Raw genomic sequence first — 16465 nt, 5'->3', positions numbered from 1 at the left:
GCAACCGGCAAGGGCCTTGCCCGCGGGCAGGATTCGTGCTCCTGCGGGGGTGCCGTCAAAATCGAATTAGAACGCCAATTCTGATTTGTCCATGGCTAAATCGGGAGCGTTGACGCTGCCGCTTCGGCCTGCAAAGGAAACCGCATGTCCAAGGATGCTCCTGCAGAAGCAGGCCTCGCCACCAATGTGCGCGCACCGCAGCAGGGCCGAAGCAAGGCAAGCTTCGAGCGGATGCTGGTGGCCGCCGAGAACCTGCTGGCCAGCCGTGGATCCGACGAATTCACGCTCAACGAGGTGAGCAGGACCGGCAAGGTTTCGATCGGGTCGATCTACTGCCGCTTCGACAGCAAGGACGCTCTGATCCACGCGGTGCAGTTCCGGGTGCTGGGCCGCGTCAACGAGGAGATGCTGGCGCAGATCGCCATCGCGCGCGAGGACGCCAGCGATCTCGCCGATCTGGTCCGCCGGCTGGTCGATGCCGTCGCCGAAACGCTGCGCAAGCATGCTGCGCTGATGCGACCGCTGATGGTGCGGGCGAGTTCCGATCCGGTCGTCGCGCAGACCGGCAAGCAATTCTATGCGGAATCGGCCGAGGCGTTCATCACCGCCGTGCTGGCCCGGCGGGAAGAGATCCGGCACGAGGATCCGATCCGCGCGACGGAGTCCGCGTTCCGCATCCTTTATGCGCCGTTCGCGCGGCATCTCGGCTTCGGTTCCGCGATCGAGGCGGCGTGGGAAGGCGACTGGGTCGTGCTGAAGGAGGATATCTCCCGCATGATCGCCGCCTTCCTCCAATCACCGCCGCGCTGAGATCAGGCGAAGTCCACCTGCTTTTCGTCGGTATTGAACGACGGGAAGGGCAGGTACGAAACCCGCAGCTTCTGGACGAGGCCGAGCGTGTGCGCCCCCTTGGGGAAGCCGCCTTCGCGCGACACCAGGATCGTCGCCGGGGTGCCGAAGGGCCAGCGCCGGTCAAAGGCGGTTTCCATCTCGTCAAGCGAGATCGGGCCGTTGCCTTCGTCGAAGCGGACCGCATCGCGCGGCAGCGTCTCGCCATCGACCGAGACGTTCAGTTCCTCGATCATCGAAAGGCCGAGACCGCGATAATAGCCGAGCTTGGATTCGAAAGCGAAGCCGGTCGGCGCGTCGGCCGGGCCGGTGTTGCGCAGGGTGGCGGGGTCGATGATGTACTTGTCGAACATCAGTTCTGGTCCTTGATCAGGCCGCGAACCTTGAGCCAGGCAAGCATCAGGTCGGGCCACTGGGAGGTGGTGTCGTCGCGGTTGCCCAGGCCGAAGCCGTGGCCGCCGTGGTCGAACAGGTGGAATTCGATCGGCTTGCCGGCCTTGCGGTAGCTGTCGACCAGGGCGGTCTGGCCGCCGGCCATGCCGATCAGGAAATCGTCGGCAGCTATGCCCACGAACATCGGCGGCGCGTTGTCGGGCACCGTCATCGGCCGCATGTTGGGATAGATCGGCGCGACGAAGGCCGGCATGTCGGCGCCCGCATGTTCGACCACGCTGCGGGTCAGGAATCCGCCCGCCGAAAAGCCCATGAAGCCGATGCGCGCCTGGTCGATGCCATAATCGGCGGCGTGGGCGCGGACATGGCGCAGGGCGGCGAGGCCATCGGCCAGTGCTTCGGGCGGTGTATCGTCAGGCGGGCCGAAGCCGACCTTTTCGCCCCGGATAGCCCCGGCGAGCTTGTCGGCGAACTCGCTCTGCGAAACCGGCGTCGGCAGCACGCGGTACTTGAGGACGAAAGCGGCGATGCCATGGTTGGCGAACCAGCGGGCAACGTTCCAGCCTTCCTTTTCGATGGCCAGGCCAAGGAAGCCGCCCCCCGGCGCAATGATCACCGCCGCGCCGGTGCCGCGTCCCACGGGCAGAAACGGAGTAAGCGTGGGGCGCGTGACATTGCGCACCGCCAGTTGCCCGGCGTCGGTGTGCCAGATTTCGCGATCGGGACCGGGGGTGGCCGTGGGCAAGGCGAGGGCACCGGGCTGCGCCGGCGCGGGCACGGTTTCGCGGGCCACATCCGGCATGCCCGCCTGGGCTGCCGCCGGGGCCGAAAGCCCCAGCGCACAGCCGGCGAGCAGCAGGAGGCTAAGCTGCCGCATCATGCCGCAGCCATCGCGCCGTACTTGGCCTCAGCCTCGGCGATCAGGCGCTCGAACATCACGTGCTGGCGGCGGACCTGCTCGCGGCTGTCCACTTCCATTACGTCCTGAATCCAGCGGTTGCCTTCGTATTCGCTCGAAAGCGTTCCTTCCCACCCGCACTTGACCAGTTCGGGGATCACTTCGTCGTAAGCGATCGCCGGGTCGGTGCAGTCCTCGTTCATTTCGTAGAACTTGGCCTGGATGTGGCGGAAGTAGGGGGCGTAATCGCCGATCCGCTTGGGGTTCGCATACGGTGCATGGCGCAGCGTTTCGGCCATCGCCACTTCGGCCTTGTTACCGCCCATCTTCACCGCGACTTCGTAGATGGTGTATTCGGCCATGATCTTGGCTTCATGGCTGTCGACGATGAACTGCGCGACTTCGGGCCGCGCGCCCTGCCGCTCGAAGCGGGCGCGGAAGGCGGGCGGATAGTGCTTCATGAAGATGCCCATGTCGGGCAGGATGCCGAGGTGCTTGGTGCCGAGACGATCGGCTTCGTCGATCGTCCGCAGGATCCAGGCATGTTCGAGGTGCCACGGGGCGTGCACTTCGACGCCCATGTGCACGTCCAGTTCTTCGGCATAGGGCACGCAAGCGCCAAGGATGTCGGGACGCACGAACACCAGCACGCGCATGTTCCTGATGCCGAGCCGGTTGCACAGGACGAGGTCGCGGCGGATGCTCTCGACCTGTTCGTCATCGGTCATCAGGCGGTCCTTGCGGACCTTGGTATCGAGGAACATGTCATAGGCGGTGAAGTGCGCGCCGTGACGCGCCAGCATCGCCTTCCATTCCTCCACCTGCGCATCGGACAGGTTGGGGAAGGTGGGCATGTTCTGTTCGGGCAGGATCTCGATACCGTTCGCGCCGATCGACGTGGCGAAGGACACGCAGTCCTCCACGTTCATCCGGCCAAGGAACAGCTCTTCCTGGAAGCTGTAAAGGCTGACGCCTCTTTTGATCTTGGATGTCATCGTTTGAAGCTCAGGCTCCGGCTTGGAGGGCGGCCGCATCGGTGCGACGCGGCGCGAAAAGGAAGAAGGCGAGCGCGGCAACAACGAGGCCGAGCAGGCCAGCGACGAAGAACGCACCCTGCATCGTGCCGGTCGCCTGCCGGATCAGGCTGACCAGCAGCGGCGAGGAGAACTGGCCGAAGAAGAAGCAGGCAGTCCACACCCCCATGCCGCGACCGCGATGTTCGAACGGTAGCTTGGACTGGGCGAGGGCGATCAGTGTCGGCACGGCCATGCCGGCGCCGGTCTGCTGCACGGCCATGGCGGCCACCATCCAGCGCCAGTCGCGGGCGATGCCGATCAGCGTGAGCCCGGTGGCGATGAGGCCGAGGAACAGCGCGAGCTGGAAGCGCGAGCCGAGCTTGCCGGTCAGCCAGAAGATCACCGCGCCGACGATGACGAACAGGCTGGGCAGGGTGGTCAGGCGGCCGATCTCGCCCGAATCCCTGACCCCCAGCTCCTGCCAGACGATGCCGCCGTTGATGATGAAGACATAGTAGAGCGAGGCGCCGAACAGCGTGATCGCGGCGTATCCCAGGACGTTCCTCCACGGGAACGCCGTCCGCGCATCCTCGCCGATGCCCAGCATCCGGCGGGCATTGGCATCGCTCTGCGGTTCGAACAGGAAAAGCCACATCGCGATGAAGATCGGGAAGCCGACGGTGTAGATCAGGAAGATGGCATTCCAGCGCATCGCGGTGAGGTAGCCCGAGGCAAAGATCACCGCGCTGCCCAGAAACGGGCCGGCGATGCCCTGGATAGAGAGCCAGCGATGGCGGCCGGCTTCGTCCCAGTAATCCCCGATCAGCGTGTTGAGCGTGGTCAGGATTGCCGCTTCGGACACGCCGAGCAGCAGGCGCGAAGCGTAGATGGCGTTCAGATCGTCGAGGAAGAAGGGCGCCGCGCCGAAGAAGCCATACGTCAGCGTCGACACCAGCAGCAGCTTGCGCCGGCCATAGCGATCGACCAGCCAACCCGCGAACAGCGCCAAGAGCGCGATGGTGAGCCCTGGTGCGGACACCATCGCCGGCACCTTGACCATCGCGGCCGGATCATCGTGGAAATGGGCGATGATCGCGGGTACGGCAGGGAACATCGAAACGATCGCGATGATCGGCAGGAATCCCGCGATGACGACGATCATGCCCTGAATAAGGCCAGGCTGGCGGGCGCCTGACACGGTGGCGCTTTCTGGGGCTGACATCGATCTCTCCCGGATTCGCATTGATCGCGGACAAATTGGAACCGCTATTCTGGTTTTATGGTATCGCGCTGGTCTGGCGCGCTTGTCAAGCGCCTGATCGCGCGCGGCCAATCATCGATAGCGTGGATGGAAAACGATAAGAACAAATCGTTTCCGTGATCATACGGCAATCCATATGGTATTTGCCTCGCACCATATTGATGTCCGCCGGACCACGCTCGCTATCGAGCGCCGGATCTTGACAGGCGGTATCAAAATTGGAACGCTGATTTTAGTTTGACGTCGACATGCGATACGGCGTCGATTCGGGGAGGAATGCAATGAACCGCAGCTTTGCCGCGGCGCTGATGATCGGCGCCAGCACGCTTGCCTTGCCACATGTTGCGATGGCGCAGGGCGCCGCGCAGGATGCCGCCGCCAACGGCGCATCGTCCGAGGATGGCCTGAAGGAAATCATCGTCACGGCAACTCGCGCGGAAACCAGCGCGCAGAAGACCGCCGTGGCACTCACCGTCTACACCGGTGCAGACCTTGCCGAAAAGGGCATTGCCACTGTCCAGGCGCTCTCCGCCATCGATCCCAGCGTCAACGTCACCTCGGCCACCGGCGCAGCCTATGTCGCGGTGCGCGGCGTGGCTTCGACCGACGTGACCGAAGTGGGCGATCCGTCGGTTCCGATCGCGCGCGACGGATTCTACACCAACCGCTCGTTCTCGATCGGCACGTCGATGTACGACATCGCCCGCGTCGAAGTGCTGAAGGGGCCCCAGGGCACGCTCAACGGCCGCAATTCGACCGGGGGCCTCGTCTCGATCATCACCAACCGCCCGGGCAAGGACGCGGGCACCTATGGCTCGATCGAAGTCGGCAACTACAACGCGCTGAACGTCGAAGCGGGCGCCAACGTGCCTGTCAACGACCGCCTGCAGTTCCGCATTTCGGGCACGCATCGCCAGCATGACGGATACCGCAAGCTGACCGTGATCGATGATCGCGGCGATGACGACAACACCACGTCGGGCCGCATCCAGATGGCGGCGCAGCCGGTCGACGGGCTCAAGCTCTGGGCCTCGTACCAGCACGATGACATCCACGCGGTGGGCGATGTCGCGCTCACCTCCGCTCTGCGCACGCGTCCTGATTTCGGCGATGCGAAGTCGTTTCCCAACTATGCGCCGACGTCAAATCGCCTGAAGGGCGATCGCGTCCGCTGGGAAGCGAGCTATGACCGGCTGCCGGGCGACCTCACGCTGACGTACGCCGGCGGATACGACCACCAGACGTGGAACCACCGGCTTGACGCAACCGGTCCGGGCTATCCCGCCAACCGCCAGTTCATCCAGGGCGAGGATCCGCGCACCTGGAACCACGAAGTGCGCATCAACAACGATGCCAATGGCAAGGTGTTCTTCCAGGCTGGCTATTTCCATTTCCAGGAAGACAACACGATCGATTCCGGTCTCTACAACGTGGAGATGACGGGGCCGTTCGCTCCGGGCGGTCCGCTGGCGGATCACAGCTATGCCGGCCAGTACGGCATCAAGTTCGACTACAAGATCAAGACCAAGTCCGACGCCGTGTTCGGCCAGGTGGCGGTCAAGCTGGCCGAGCAGCTCAAGCTGTCGCTGGGCGGTCGCTACACCTGGGACAGCAAGGTCCGCACCGGCAGTGCCAACCTGATCATCGGCGCGCTGGTTTCGCCTTTCGTGCCGCCGTTCGTGACGGTCACCACCGATGGTGCCGGCAACATGAAGCATGGCGAAGCGACCTGGCACGCCGGGCTCGACTACACGCCCACGTCCAACACGCTGCTGTATGCCAAGTACGATCGTGGCTACAAGGCGGGCGGCTTCAACTCGAACGGCAGCGGCGCCTCGGTCGATTATTCGCCCGAGAAGCTCGACGCCTTCGAAATCGGTACCAAGAACCGCTTCCTTGGCAATCGCCTGCAGGTGAACGCGGCGGCGTTCTACTTCGACTACAAGGGCTACCAGGCTTCGCAGACGTCGTGTCCGACTTGCTCGTCGGGCATCTTCAACGTCGGCAGCGCCAAGATCTACGGTGCCGAATTGCAGACCATCGCCCTGTTCGGCGAAGGCGGCCGGATCGACTTCAACGCCGCATACCTGCACACCCGCTTCGGCAAGGATGTGAACGGCAACGACATCGTCGTGGTCGATGGCGACAACCCGCCCAGTTCGTTCAACATCACCGGCAACCGCCTGCCCAACGCGCCGAGCCTGTCGATTTCGGGCGGCATCGAATATGCCTTCCCGGTCGGCAGCGGCAAGCTGACGCCACGCATCGACGGCAAGTACAGCTCGGCGTTCTACTATTCGGTGTTCAACAACAGCGACACGCAGAGCCGGCCCTATGCCACCGGCAACGCTTCGCTGACTTATGAGCCGGAAAACGGCCAGTGGTCGGTGACCGCGTTCGTGCGCAACTTTACCGACAAGGTCGTGCTCGCCAACGCGCAGCGCAACTTCGTGTCGAACCTGAACACTTATCAGTTCCAGCCGCCGCGCACCTGGGGTGTGCGCTTCGGTTGGAAGATCTGATCTCCGCCTAGTCCAGACGGGCGCCGGTTCCAAAGCGGGCCGGCGCCCAACTCTTTTTGCGAAAGCCCGCATGCCGATGTCCCCGCAGGCCGATACCCGGCGAAATCTCGCCTTGCTTACGGTCATGCTCGCGTTCGTGCTCGACATCGCCGATTCCACCATCGTCAACACCGCGCTGCCTGCGATCCAGCAGGAGCTTTCCGCATCGAACGCAGCGGCGCAGTGGATGGTGGCAGGCTATTTCCTCAGTTTTTCGGTGTTCCTTGTCGCCGGCGGGCGGCTGGGTGACCTGTTCGGATATCGCCGCCTGTTCCTGGCCGGCGTTGCGGCCTTCACGCTGGCCTCGCTGGGCTGCGGCATGGCGCAGAGCGCGGACCAACTGGTCGCCTGTCGCGTGGCGCAAGGCTGCGCAGCCGCGCTGATGGGGCCGCAGGTGATGGCAGTGGTGCAAGTCCTGTTCTCGCCCACCGAACGCATCGCCAAGCTTGCGTGGTTCGGGACGCTGGGGGGCATCGCTGCCGTGCTCGGACCGATCGTCGGGGGGCTGTTGATCGCGGCGAACCCGCTCGGCCTTGGCTGGCGTGCCGTATTCCTGATCAATCTTCCCATCGGGGTCATTGCCCTGGCGGCTGGTGCGCGTTTCCTGCCCGATGCGCGCTCGCCCGATGCGCAGGGCCTCGACCTTGGCGGTACCGCGCTGCTTGGCACGGGGTTGGTCGCACTGCTGGTGCCGATGGTGCAGGGGCCTGAACTTGGTTGGCCGGCGTGGACGCTGGCGCTTCTCGGCGCGGTTCCCGTGATTGCGGTGCTGGCGCTGGCTCATGCCCGAGCGCGCGGGCGCGTTGGCAAGGATCGGCTGATCGAGCCGACGCTGTTTCACGAACGCGCCTTTACGCTGGGGTTATCGGCTTCTGTTTGCTTTTCGGCGGGCGTGAGCGGCTTCGTATTGGTCTTCGCGCTCGCGGTGCAGCTCCTGTTGGCGCGCAGCCCGCTCGATACCGCGTTGCTGCTGGCGCCGTTCGGCGTGGGCGTATCGCTCGGCATCGCCTTCGTCGGCCGCAAGCTGTTGCCCAGACTCGGCAAGTGGATCCCTTTCGTTGGCGCGAGCGCGATGGCACTGCTGGGCGCGTCGGTGCTGCTGCTGGTGCCCACTGCCCCGCCGACCGCTTTGCTCGCCGTGCTGCTGGTGCCGACGGGGCTCGCAATGGGCATGGTAGCCGGACCGTTGACGCCGATTGCGCTGGCCCGCGTTCGCCACGCCCATGCCGGCATTGCCAGCGGCATGCTCAAGACCGCACAGCAGGTCGGCGGCGCGTTGGGGGCGGCTGTCGTGGGCGGCGCGTGGTTCGCAGGCCACGGCACCACGATCGCCGCGGTGGTGCTGGCCGCCATTCTCGGAGCTGCTGCATTGTGCGCAGCGGCCCTGCCACGTAGCCTGTTCGGCTCCACGGGAGAGCAGCCATGACTCGACGTTTGCGCATGGGGATGATCGGCGGCGGTCCGGGGGCCTTCATCGGCCCCGTCCACCGCATTGCGGCCGAGATGGATCGCGAGATCGAGCTGGTCGCGGGCGCCTTTTCGTCCGACGCAGCGCGCTCGGCGGCGGCGGGCGAAGTCTATCGCATCGATCCGGCGCGCGCCTATGGCGATGTCGCGGCGATGCTGGCGGGCGAATCTTTGCGGGACGACGGGATCGACTTCGTCGCCATCGTCAGCCCCAATCATCACCACCTGCCCGCCGCGCGCGCCGCCCTTGCCGCAGGCATTCCGGTGTTGAGCGACAAGCCGATGACCGCCACGCTGGCAGAGGCGAAGGAACTGGCCAGCCTCGTCGCGGCGGCAGGGCTGCCCTACGGTCTCACCTACACCTATTCCGGGTATCCGCTGGTGCGCGAAGCGCGCGCGCGCATCGCCGCTGGCGCGATCGGCACCGTGCGCAAGGTGGTAGTGGAATATCCGCAAGGCTGGCTCGCAGGCGAAGCTGCGGGCAAGCAGGCCGAATGGCGCGTCGATCCGGCGCGCGCGGGCGAGGGCGGCTGCATCGGCGACATCGGCGTCCATGCCTTCCACCTCGCCGAATTCGTCACCGGACTTGCCGTCACCGAACTGCTCGCGGACCTTGGCGCGGTCGTTCCCGGGCGCGCGCTCGACGACGACTGCACCGTGCTGCTGCGCTTCGCGAATGGCGCGCGCGGAGTGCTGCTCGCCAGCCAGATCGAGGTGGGCGAATTGAACGGCCTGCGCTTCCGCATCTATGGCGACAAGGGCGGCCTCACCTGGCGGCAGGAGGAGCCGAACACGCTGGTCCTTAACCGGCTCGATGGCAGCAGCGAGGTGATCCGCGCCGGTACCGGGCTGCTCGGCCCCGATGCCGCCACGCGCAGCCGCACGCCGGGCGGCCACCCCGAAGGCTATCTCGAAGCTTTTGCCAATCTCTACCGCGATTTCGCCGCGCAGCTGCGGGGCGAGCCGGCGCCGCTCCTGCCGGGCATTGCCGAAGGCCTGCGCTCGATGGCCTTCATCGCCGCCTCCGTTGCCGCCAGCCGCGCCCGCGCCGGCTGGGTCACGCTCGATATCTGAAAGAGGTTCAGCCATGAAGACGATCAAGGGCCCCGGCATCTTCCTCGCCCAGTTCGCTGGCGATGCGGCCCCGTTCAATTCGCTCGACGCGATTGCCGACTGGGCTGCTGCGCTTGGCTACAAGGGTCTGCAGCTGCCATCGAACGATACGCGCCTGTTCGATCTGGCGCTGGCCGCGCAGAGCCAGGACTACTGCGACGAAGTGACGGGCAAGCTGGCCGCCAAGGGCCTTGCCATCACCGAGCTGTCGACCCACCTGCAGGGCCAGCTGGTGGCGGTGCACCCTGCCTACGATGCGCTGTTCGATGGCTTCGCCGCTCCCGAAGTGCGCGGCAACCCGCAGGTGCGGCAGGCCTGGGCGGTCGAGCAGATGGGCCTTGCCGCCGTGGCCAGCCGTCGCCTTGGCCTCACCACCCACGCCAGCTTTTCGGGGGCGCTCGCGTGGCCCTATTTCTATCCCTGGCCGCAGCGCCCGGCGGGGCTGGTGGAGGACGCGTTCGACGAACTCGCGCGGCGCTGGAAGCCGATCCTCGATGTGTTCGATGAAAACGGCGTCGACATCGGCTTCGAGATCCACCCCGGCGAGGATCTCCACGACGGCATCACCTTCGAGATGTTCCTTGCGCGCACCGGCAACCACCCGCGCGCCAACATCCTCTACGATCCCAGCCACTTCGTGCTGCAGCAGCTCGATTACCTCGCCTTCATCGACATCTACCACGAACGCATCAAGTGCTTCCACGTGAAGGACGCCGAGTTCCGCCCCTCGGGCCGCATCGGCGTCTATGGCGGTTACCAGAACTGGGTCGATCGTCCCGGCCGTTTCCGCAGCCTGGGCGATGGGCAGGTCGATTTCGGGCAGGTGTTCAGCAAGATGGCTCAATACGACTACGCCGGCTGGGCCGTGCTCGAATGGGAATGCGCGCTCAAGCATCCCGAACAGGGCGCGGCCGAAGGCGCGCCGTTCATCGCGCGCCACATCATCCGCACCACGGACCGCGCCTTCGACGATTTCGCCGACAGCGGCTCGGACCGCGCGCTCAACCGCAAGCTGATGGGCTTCTGATCATGGCTGTCGATCGCCGCGAATTCCTCTCGGGCGCCGCGCTGCTGGCCTTGGCGCTCGGCATTCCCGTCGCTGCCGTGCAACTCAGCGATATGGCCGACGCGGACCTGCCGACGGCGCGCCAGCGCCAGCTCGCACGCGAGGTCAGCCAGCTGGTCATTCCCCGCACCGGCACGCCGGGGGCTGGGGAGGTGGGGGTCGGCGATTTCCTGATCCTCGCCCTTGCCCATGGTCTTGACGGCAGCCGCGAACCGGCGAGCGCCTCCAGCCCTGCCGGCGAACCGATGCCCTTGCGTCCCGATGGCTCGCTCGACCACTTGCTCTGGCTCGAACGCACGCTCGACCGCGCCGGCGGCGGCGATTTCCTCGGTGCTGCACCGCAGGCTCGCGCCGCCATGCTTGCCAAGCTCGATGCGGCAGCGTTCCCGCCGGGACCGCCGCCGGTCGATCCGTCGCCGTGGGCCCTGGTCAAGGGCCTGATCCTTACCGGCTACTACACCAGCCAGACCGGCGCCGCGCAGGAACTGCGCTACGAACTGGTGCCCGGCCGCTTTGACAACGACATCCCGCTGACCCCCGGATACCGGGCCTGGTCGAGCGACTGGACCGCAGTGGAGTTCGGCTGATGCAGCACCAGTTTGACGCGATCGTGGTGGGCTCGGGCATCACCGGCGGCTGGGCGGCCAAGGAACTGACCGAAGCTGGCCTGAAGGTCCTGATGATCGAGCGCGGCCGCAAGATCGAGCATCAGGTCGATTACGACACCGAGACCAAGGCCCCGTGGGAATTGCCGTTCCGCGGCCTCGGCGATGCCGCGCTCTATGCCCGCGAATACGCGGTGCAGCGCAAGAACCGGCATTTCAACGAATTCACCGAAGGGCACTTCGTCAACGACAAGGACAACCCCTACGAGACCGGTGCGGACACCGATTTCACGTGGTTCCGCTCCTACCAGCTGGGCGGTCGTTCGCTGACGTGGGGCCGCCAGTGCTATCGCTGGTCGGACTACGATTTCGGTGCGAACAAGCGCGACGGCCACGGCACCGACTGGCCGATCCGCTATGCCGAACTCGCGCCGTGGTATGACAAGGTCGAGGAATTCGTCGGCGTCTCGGGCGCGAAGGAGGGCCTTGCGCAACTGCCCGATGGTCATTTCCAGCCGCCGATGGCGCTCAACGTGGTAGAACAGGCCGTGCGCGAAAGGATCGCCGCGCAGTGGCCCGAACGCTGCCTGACGGTGGGCCGCACGGCCAACCTGACGGAGGCCAAGGAGGCCGAGGGCCGCTCGCACTGCCAGTACCGCTCGATCTGCGCGCGCGGCTGTTCCTATGGGGCCTACTTCTCCACCCAGTCCTCGACGCTGCCGGCAGCGACGAAGACCGCGCTGCTCACCGTCGTCACCGACGCGCAAGTCGAAAAGGTCGATTACGACCCCAAGACCCGCCGCGTGACGGGCGTGCGCTGGATCGAGACGAAGACGGGGGCGCGCAAGGCTGCCACTGCGCGGCTCGTCTTCCTCAATGCCGGGGCCTTCAACTCGGTTCACCTGCTGCTCAATTCGGCAAGCGAGGCGATGCCCAATGGCCTCGCCAATGGCTCGGGCGTGCTTGGCACGCACATCATGGACCACGCCAACACGCTGTCGGTCATCGCCGAGTTCCCCGGATTTTCAGACCGCACCAGCTTCGGTAACCGCCCTACGGGCATCGTCATCCCGCGCTTCCGCAATCTCGAAACGCTCGACGGGCAGGGCTTCACGCGCGGCTATTCCTATCAGGGCGGCGCACTGCAGAGCGGCTGGAGCCGGGGCAAGCGGATGGCGGGCACCGGCGCGGGCTTCAAGGACGATCTGCAACAGGTCGGCCCGTGGCGCATGGTGCTGGTCACGTTTGCCGAAAGCCTGCCGCGCGCCAGCAACCGGCTGACGCTGGGCAAGGCCACCGATCCGCGCGGCGTGCCCCAGCTGGAAATCCACTTCGCCCACGGCGCAGAGGAACATGCGGCGCTTGCCGATGCCAAGGAACAAGCCGCGGTGATGATGACGGCTGCGGGCGGCAAGGTGCTGATGGGCATGGACCGCCCCGGCCCCGGCGGCAGCGCGATCCACGAAATGGGCGGAGCGCGCATGGGCTGGGACCCGCAGACTTCGGTGCTCGACCGCTTCAGCCGCGCCCACGAGGTGGCCAACCTCTATGTCACCGACGGCGCGCAGATGAGCTCGTCGGCGTGCCAGAATCCCTCGCTCACCTACATGGCGTTGACCGCGCGCGCCTGCGCTCATGCGGTCGAACAGATGAAGGCCGGCGTGATCTGACGCGGACTGCCCGGCGGGGCGGTCAGGCGGCAAACGGGACCGGGTTCTGCCGGTCCCGCTCGGACACCGCTTCGTCCAGCCGGTCGAGCAGCCATAGCAGCACGGGGTCGTTGGCGCGCGCGCGGTGGTACTGCACCGTTTCGCGCATCGGCGGCATCGCGAAGGGAAGGGGGGCGAAGGCGATCGGGTAATGCCGCGCCGCATCCTGCGCCAGCCGCGCGTGCATGACTGCCAGCCGTTGCGTTCCGACCAGCAGCGGCGGCACTTGCGCAAAGCCCGGAACCACTACCTCTTCGCGCCGGGTAATCCCACCTGCGCGCAACTGCGCCTCGGCAAAGGAAAGGCGCGACAATCGCCCGATCCGCACGGTGACATGGCCAGCCGCGGTGAACGCGGCCTTGTCGATGGCGCCTTCGCGCTGGAACAGCGGGTTGCGGTTCCAGCCAGCGACGACGTGGTGTTCCTCCAGCAGCGGACGCACCGGATGGTCAAGGCTCGCCCATTCGGCGGGCACGATCAGCAGGTCGATCTCTCCCCGGTCAAGCAGGCCGCCGGCATTGTCGTCGGGCGGGACAACTTCCAGCGCGATACCCGGCGCAAGCTCGGCCAGCCGCAGCGACAGCGGCGCCAAGGCGACGCTGGTGATGTAGTCCGCCGTGCACACACGCACCCGGCGCTGCTCGGTCTCTGGCGAGAAGTTCGTCGGCTGGCCCACCAGCACGTCGAGTTCGGTCAGCACCGACTTGAGCATCGGCTTCAGGCGCAGTGCATAGGGGGTCGGCACCATGCGCTTGCCATGGGCGCTGAGCAGCGGATCGCCGAACCATTCGCGCAGACGGGCCAGCGCCGCGCTGGCCGCCGGCTGGCTGAGATAGAGCCGCTCGGCCGCCCGCGTGACGCTCGCTTCCTCGAGCAAGGCGTCGAGTGCGACGAGCAGGTTGAGGTCGAGTCCCTTGAAGCGCATGTGCCATAAATAGCATGGATCGTCATGGATCAGAACAAATCGTTTTTGTGATGGCGCGCGCATGACTAGCTTGGGCGGCACAAGATTTAGCGGACCCGGGAGATCCCATTGCGCACCCTTATCATCGGCGCCGGCATCGGCGGCCTTTCCGCCGCCATTGCGCTTGGCCGCAAGGGGCACGACGTCACCATCGTCGAACGCGATCCGGAATGGTCGGTCTACGGCGTCGGCATCATCCAGCAGGCGAACGTCGTGCGGGCGATGGATCAGCTGGGCGTGCTCGATCGGTTCCTCGATGCGGCCTGCGGCTTCGACGCGGTGGAGATTTTCCTGCCCGATGGCAGCAAGATTGCACGCGTGCCCGCGCCGCGGCTGGTCGAAGGCAAGCCCGCCAACGTCGGCATCGGCCGGCGTGCCCTGCAGCAGGTGCTGGGCGAAGCGGCAAGGGACCACGGCGCGCAGATTCGCCTGGGTGTTACCGCAACCTCGTTCGCCGATGATGGCAAGGCCGTCACCGTCGACTTCTCCGACGGCGGCTGCGAAACCTTCGATCTGGTGATCGGTGCGGATGGTGTCTATTCGCAGACCCGCGCCGAAATCCTGCCGCAGGCAGAGACGCCGCAATTCACCGGTCAGGCGGTGTGGCGCTACAACTTCCCGCGTCCGGCCGATCTGGATGCGCTGCAGATCTACAACGGCCCCACCGGCGTGGGCCTCGTACCGATGAGCGCGGACACGATGTACATGTTCGTGACCACGCCCGAGCCGGGCAATCCGCGCTATCCGCGCGAGGGCATCGCAGCAGAGATGCGCGCCAGGATCGCCCGCTGCTCGCCGCAGATCCGCGCCCTTGCCGACCAGATCACCGACGATGAAGGGGTGGTCTATCGCCCGCTCGAAGCGACCATGGTCCACGGGCCCTGGAGCCGGGGGCGCATCGGTTTGCTGGGCGATGCGGTCCACGCGACGACGCCACATCTGGGCCAGGGCGCGGGCATGGCGATCGAGGACGCGATCGTGCTGGCCGAGGAGCTTGAACGCCACCCGGAGGTGGAGACCGCGCTCAAAGCCTATCGCGATCGCCGCTACGAACGCTGCCGCTACATCGTCGAGGCGAGCCTTGCCATCTGCAAGGGCCAGCTCGGCGAAGCGCCGCCGGTCGATAATCACAAGGCGACAGGCGAGATGTTCGCCGTCGTTTCGCAACCCATCTGATCTTGCCAAGGAGCGACACGCCATGAGCCGCGTCACCGAAATCCGCTACGTCGGCTACGGAGTCGAAAACTTCGACGCCGAGAAGGCCTACTACGCCGAAACCTGGGGGCTGGACCCCGTGGCCGAGGCCGAAGGCATGGCCTGGTTCAAGGCACCCGGTGCGCAGGAGCACCACGTCGTGCAGCTGCGCAAGGCGGAGACCAACCGTGTCGACGTGATCGCGCTCGCTGCCGACAGCCGCGCCGATGTCGACGCCCTGTTTGCCAAGGTCGAGGCGGCGGGCTGCCGCATCGCTGCCGCTCCGCATGCGCTGACCACGCCTGGCGGCGGCTATGGCTTCCGTTTCTTTTCGCCCGATGGCCTGCTGTTCGAAGTTTCGAGCGATGTCGCCAAGGGCCCCGCGCGCGACCTGACCCGCTGGGAAGGGCTGCCGGTCAAGATCAGCCACATCGTGCTGCACAGTCCGAAGCACCACGAGATGGTCGCGTTCTTTACGGACGTGCTGGGTTTCAAGGTGTCCGACTGGCTGGGTGACTTCATGTGCTTCCTGCGCTGCAATTCGGCGCATCACCGCATCGCCATCCTGCCCGGACCGCCGTGCCTGAACCACGTCGCCTACGACGTGCTGACGGTCGACGACATGATGCGCGGCGTGCACCGGCTGAAGCAGAAGGGCATCGACATCGGCTGGGGCCCCGGCCGCCATACCGCCGGCAACAACACCTTCAGCTATTTCGTGACGCCGGGCGGCTTCGTCACCGAATACACCTCGGAACTGGAAGAGGTCGATTTCGAGACGCATCAGCACAAGGTCCACGCGCCCGCGCCGCTGGTGATGGACCAGTGGGGCATCGGCACGGGCGGGCCGCAGACGCTGCCGCACCCGGCGCCCAACCCAGGCCTGTTCCAAGCGGTCGAAGCGTGATCGTCCGGCGCGCAGCCTTGCCCCTGCTGGCGCTGCTGGCGCTGGCCTCCGCGCCTGCAGTGGCGCGGAGCGGGCGCGGCGAGACCGAACGCAACCGCGCGATCGTCACTTCCTTCGCCCACCGCTTCTATGATCTGCGCGACGTGCGCGGCGCCTTCGAACGCTACGTCGCCCCGGACTACATCCAGCACAACCCGGGTATCCTCGATGGCCGCAGTGCCGCGATCGATGCCCTAGCGCCCATGTTCGGCGCCGAAGGATCGCGCTTCGAAATCAAGCGCATCATCGTCGATGGCGACATGGCGGTAATCCACCTGCACGGCCGCACCGGCGCGCAGGGCAACGGCGGGTCCGTGGCCGACATCTATCGCCTGAAGGACGGCAAGATCGTGGAGCACTGGGACGTGCTGCAGCCGATCGCCGACCACACCGTCAATCCGCACCCCTATTTCTGAGGCAGTC

General features: G+C 66.0%; 15 protein-coding genes. 10 read left to right on the top strand and 5 right to left on the bottom strand.

Translation table 11 applies throughout. The features are described 5' to 3' along the window. The first annotated feature begins 144 nt into the window (after positions 1–144). Positions 145–810: a TetR/AcrR family transcriptional regulator gene (locus AACH40_RS14720; RefSeq protein ID WP_338643030.1), complete on the top strand. Its 666-nt coding sequence runs from the start codon at positions 145–147 to the stop codon at positions 808–810. 2 nt (positions 811–812) lie between these two features. Here the strand turns inward: AACH40_RS14720 and AACH40_RS14715 are convergent, their stop codons facing one another. The 4 genes from AACH40_RS14715 to AACH40_RS14700 are packed head-to-tail and all read right to left on the bottom strand — an operon-like array spanning position 813 to position 4378. Then, a complete protein-coding gene (locus AACH40_RS14715; RefSeq protein ID WP_169491581.1) occupies positions 813–1202 on the bottom strand; it encodes a C-glycoside deglycosidase beta subunit domain-containing protein in 390 nt (129 codons plus the stop codon). Next, positions 1202–2122 (bottom strand): alpha/beta hydrolase, encoded by a 921-nt coding sequence (locus AACH40_RS14710; RefSeq protein ID WP_338643029.1) that lies wholly within the window; start codon positions 2120–2122, stop codon positions 1202–1204. The genes AACH40_RS14715 and AACH40_RS14710 overlap by 1 nt, the downstream gene beginning before the upstream one ends. Then, positions 2119–3135 carry a sugar phosphate isomerase/epimerase family protein gene (locus AACH40_RS14705; protein ID WP_338643028.1) on the bottom strand — a complete coding sequence of 339 codons (1017 nt, stop codon included), beginning with the start codon at positions 3133–3135 and terminating at the stop codon, positions 2119–2121. Before AACH40_RS14705 ends, AACH40_RS14710 begins: the two co-directional genes overlap by 4 nt. 10 nt (positions 3136–3145) lie before the next feature. Next, positions 3146–4378, bottom strand: a complete 1233-nt coding sequence (locus AACH40_RS14700) for an MFS transporter (protein ID WP_338643027.1) — start codon at positions 4376–4378, stop codon at positions 3146–3148. 320 nt (positions 4379–4698) lie between these two features. On the opposite strand from AACH40_RS14700, the gene AACH40_RS14695 reads away from it, so the two are divergent. From AACH40_RS14695 to AACH40_RS14670, 6 genes are all read left to right on the top strand, one after another. Continuing rightward, a complete protein-coding gene (locus AACH40_RS14695) occupies positions 4699–6939 on the top strand; it encodes a TonB-dependent receptor (RefSeq protein ID WP_338643026.1) in 2241 nt (746 codons plus the stop codon). Between the two features lie 70 nt (positions 6940–7009). After that, positions 7010–8404, top strand: a complete 1395-nt coding sequence (locus tag AACH40_RS14690) for an MFS transporter (protein WP_338643025.1) — start codon at positions 7010–7012, stop codon at positions 8402–8404. Beyond that, the gene (locus AACH40_RS14685) at positions 8401–9519 is read left to right on the top strand and encodes a Gfo/Idh/MocA family oxidoreductase (protein ID WP_338643024.1); all 1119 of its coding nucleotides are present in this window, start codon (positions 8401–8403) and stop codon (positions 9517–9519) included. The genes AACH40_RS14690 and AACH40_RS14685 overlap by 4 nt, the downstream gene beginning before the upstream one ends. A 13-nt stretch (positions 9520–9532) precedes the next feature. After that, positions 9533–10585, top strand: coding sequence for a sugar phosphate isomerase/epimerase (locus AACH40_RS14680; protein WP_338643023.1), 1053 nt, complete (start codon positions 9533–9535; stop codon positions 10583–10585). A gap of 2 nt (positions 10586–10587) precedes the next feature. Then, positions 10588–11211 carry a gluconate 2-dehydrogenase subunit 3 family protein gene (locus AACH40_RS14675; RefSeq protein WP_338643022.1) on the top strand — a complete coding sequence of 208 codons (624 nt, stop codon included), beginning with the start codon at positions 10588–10590 and terminating at the stop codon, positions 11209–11211. Continuing rightward, positions 11211–12899: a GMC family oxidoreductase gene (locus tag AACH40_RS14670; protein WP_338643021.1), complete on the top strand. Its 1689-nt coding sequence runs from the start codon at positions 11211–11213 to the stop codon at positions 12897–12899. Before AACH40_RS14675 ends, AACH40_RS14670 begins: the two co-directional genes overlap by 1 nt. 22 nt (positions 12900–12921) lie before the next feature. Here AACH40_RS14670 and AACH40_RS14665 read toward each other — a convergent pair whose 3' ends face one another. Then, the gene (locus AACH40_RS14665; RefSeq protein ID WP_338643020.1) at positions 12922–13863 is read right to left on the bottom strand and encodes a LysR family transcriptional regulator; all 942 of its coding nucleotides are present in this window, start codon (positions 13861–13863) and stop codon (positions 12922–12924) included. A gap of 108 nt (positions 13864–13971) precedes the next feature. On the opposite strand from AACH40_RS14665, the gene AACH40_RS14660 reads away from it, so the two are divergent. From AACH40_RS14660 to AACH40_RS14650, 3 genes are read left to right on the top strand one after another with little or no spacing between them, the layout of a single operon-like run. Next, positions 13972–15078, top strand: coding sequence for an FAD-dependent oxidoreductase (locus tag AACH40_RS14660; RefSeq protein ID WP_338643019.1), 1107 nt, complete (start codon positions 13972–13974; stop codon positions 15076–15078). Between the two features lie 22 nt (positions 15079–15100). After that, on the top strand, positions 15101–16003 hold the full coding sequence (locus tag AACH40_RS14655) for a VOC family protein (protein ID WP_338643018.1): 903 nt from the start codon (positions 15101–15103) through the stop codon (positions 16001–16003). Next, positions 16000–16458, top strand: a complete 459-nt coding sequence (locus AACH40_RS14650) for a nuclear transport factor 2 family protein (RefSeq protein WP_338643017.1) — start codon at positions 16000–16002, stop codon at positions 16456–16458. Before AACH40_RS14655 ends, AACH40_RS14650 begins: the two co-directional genes overlap by 4 nt. Positions 16459–16465: the final 7 nt, after the last annotated feature.

The sequence above is a fragment of the Novosphingobium olei genome (genome assembly GCF_037076535.1).
GTDB classification, from domain to species: Bacteria; Pseudomonadota; Alphaproteobacteria; order Sphingomonadales; family Sphingomonadaceae; genus Novosphingobium; species Novosphingobium olei.
The sequence above is the reverse complement of the archived record's forward strand: the minus strand, read 5'-3'. Positions and strand labels throughout refer to the sequence as shown.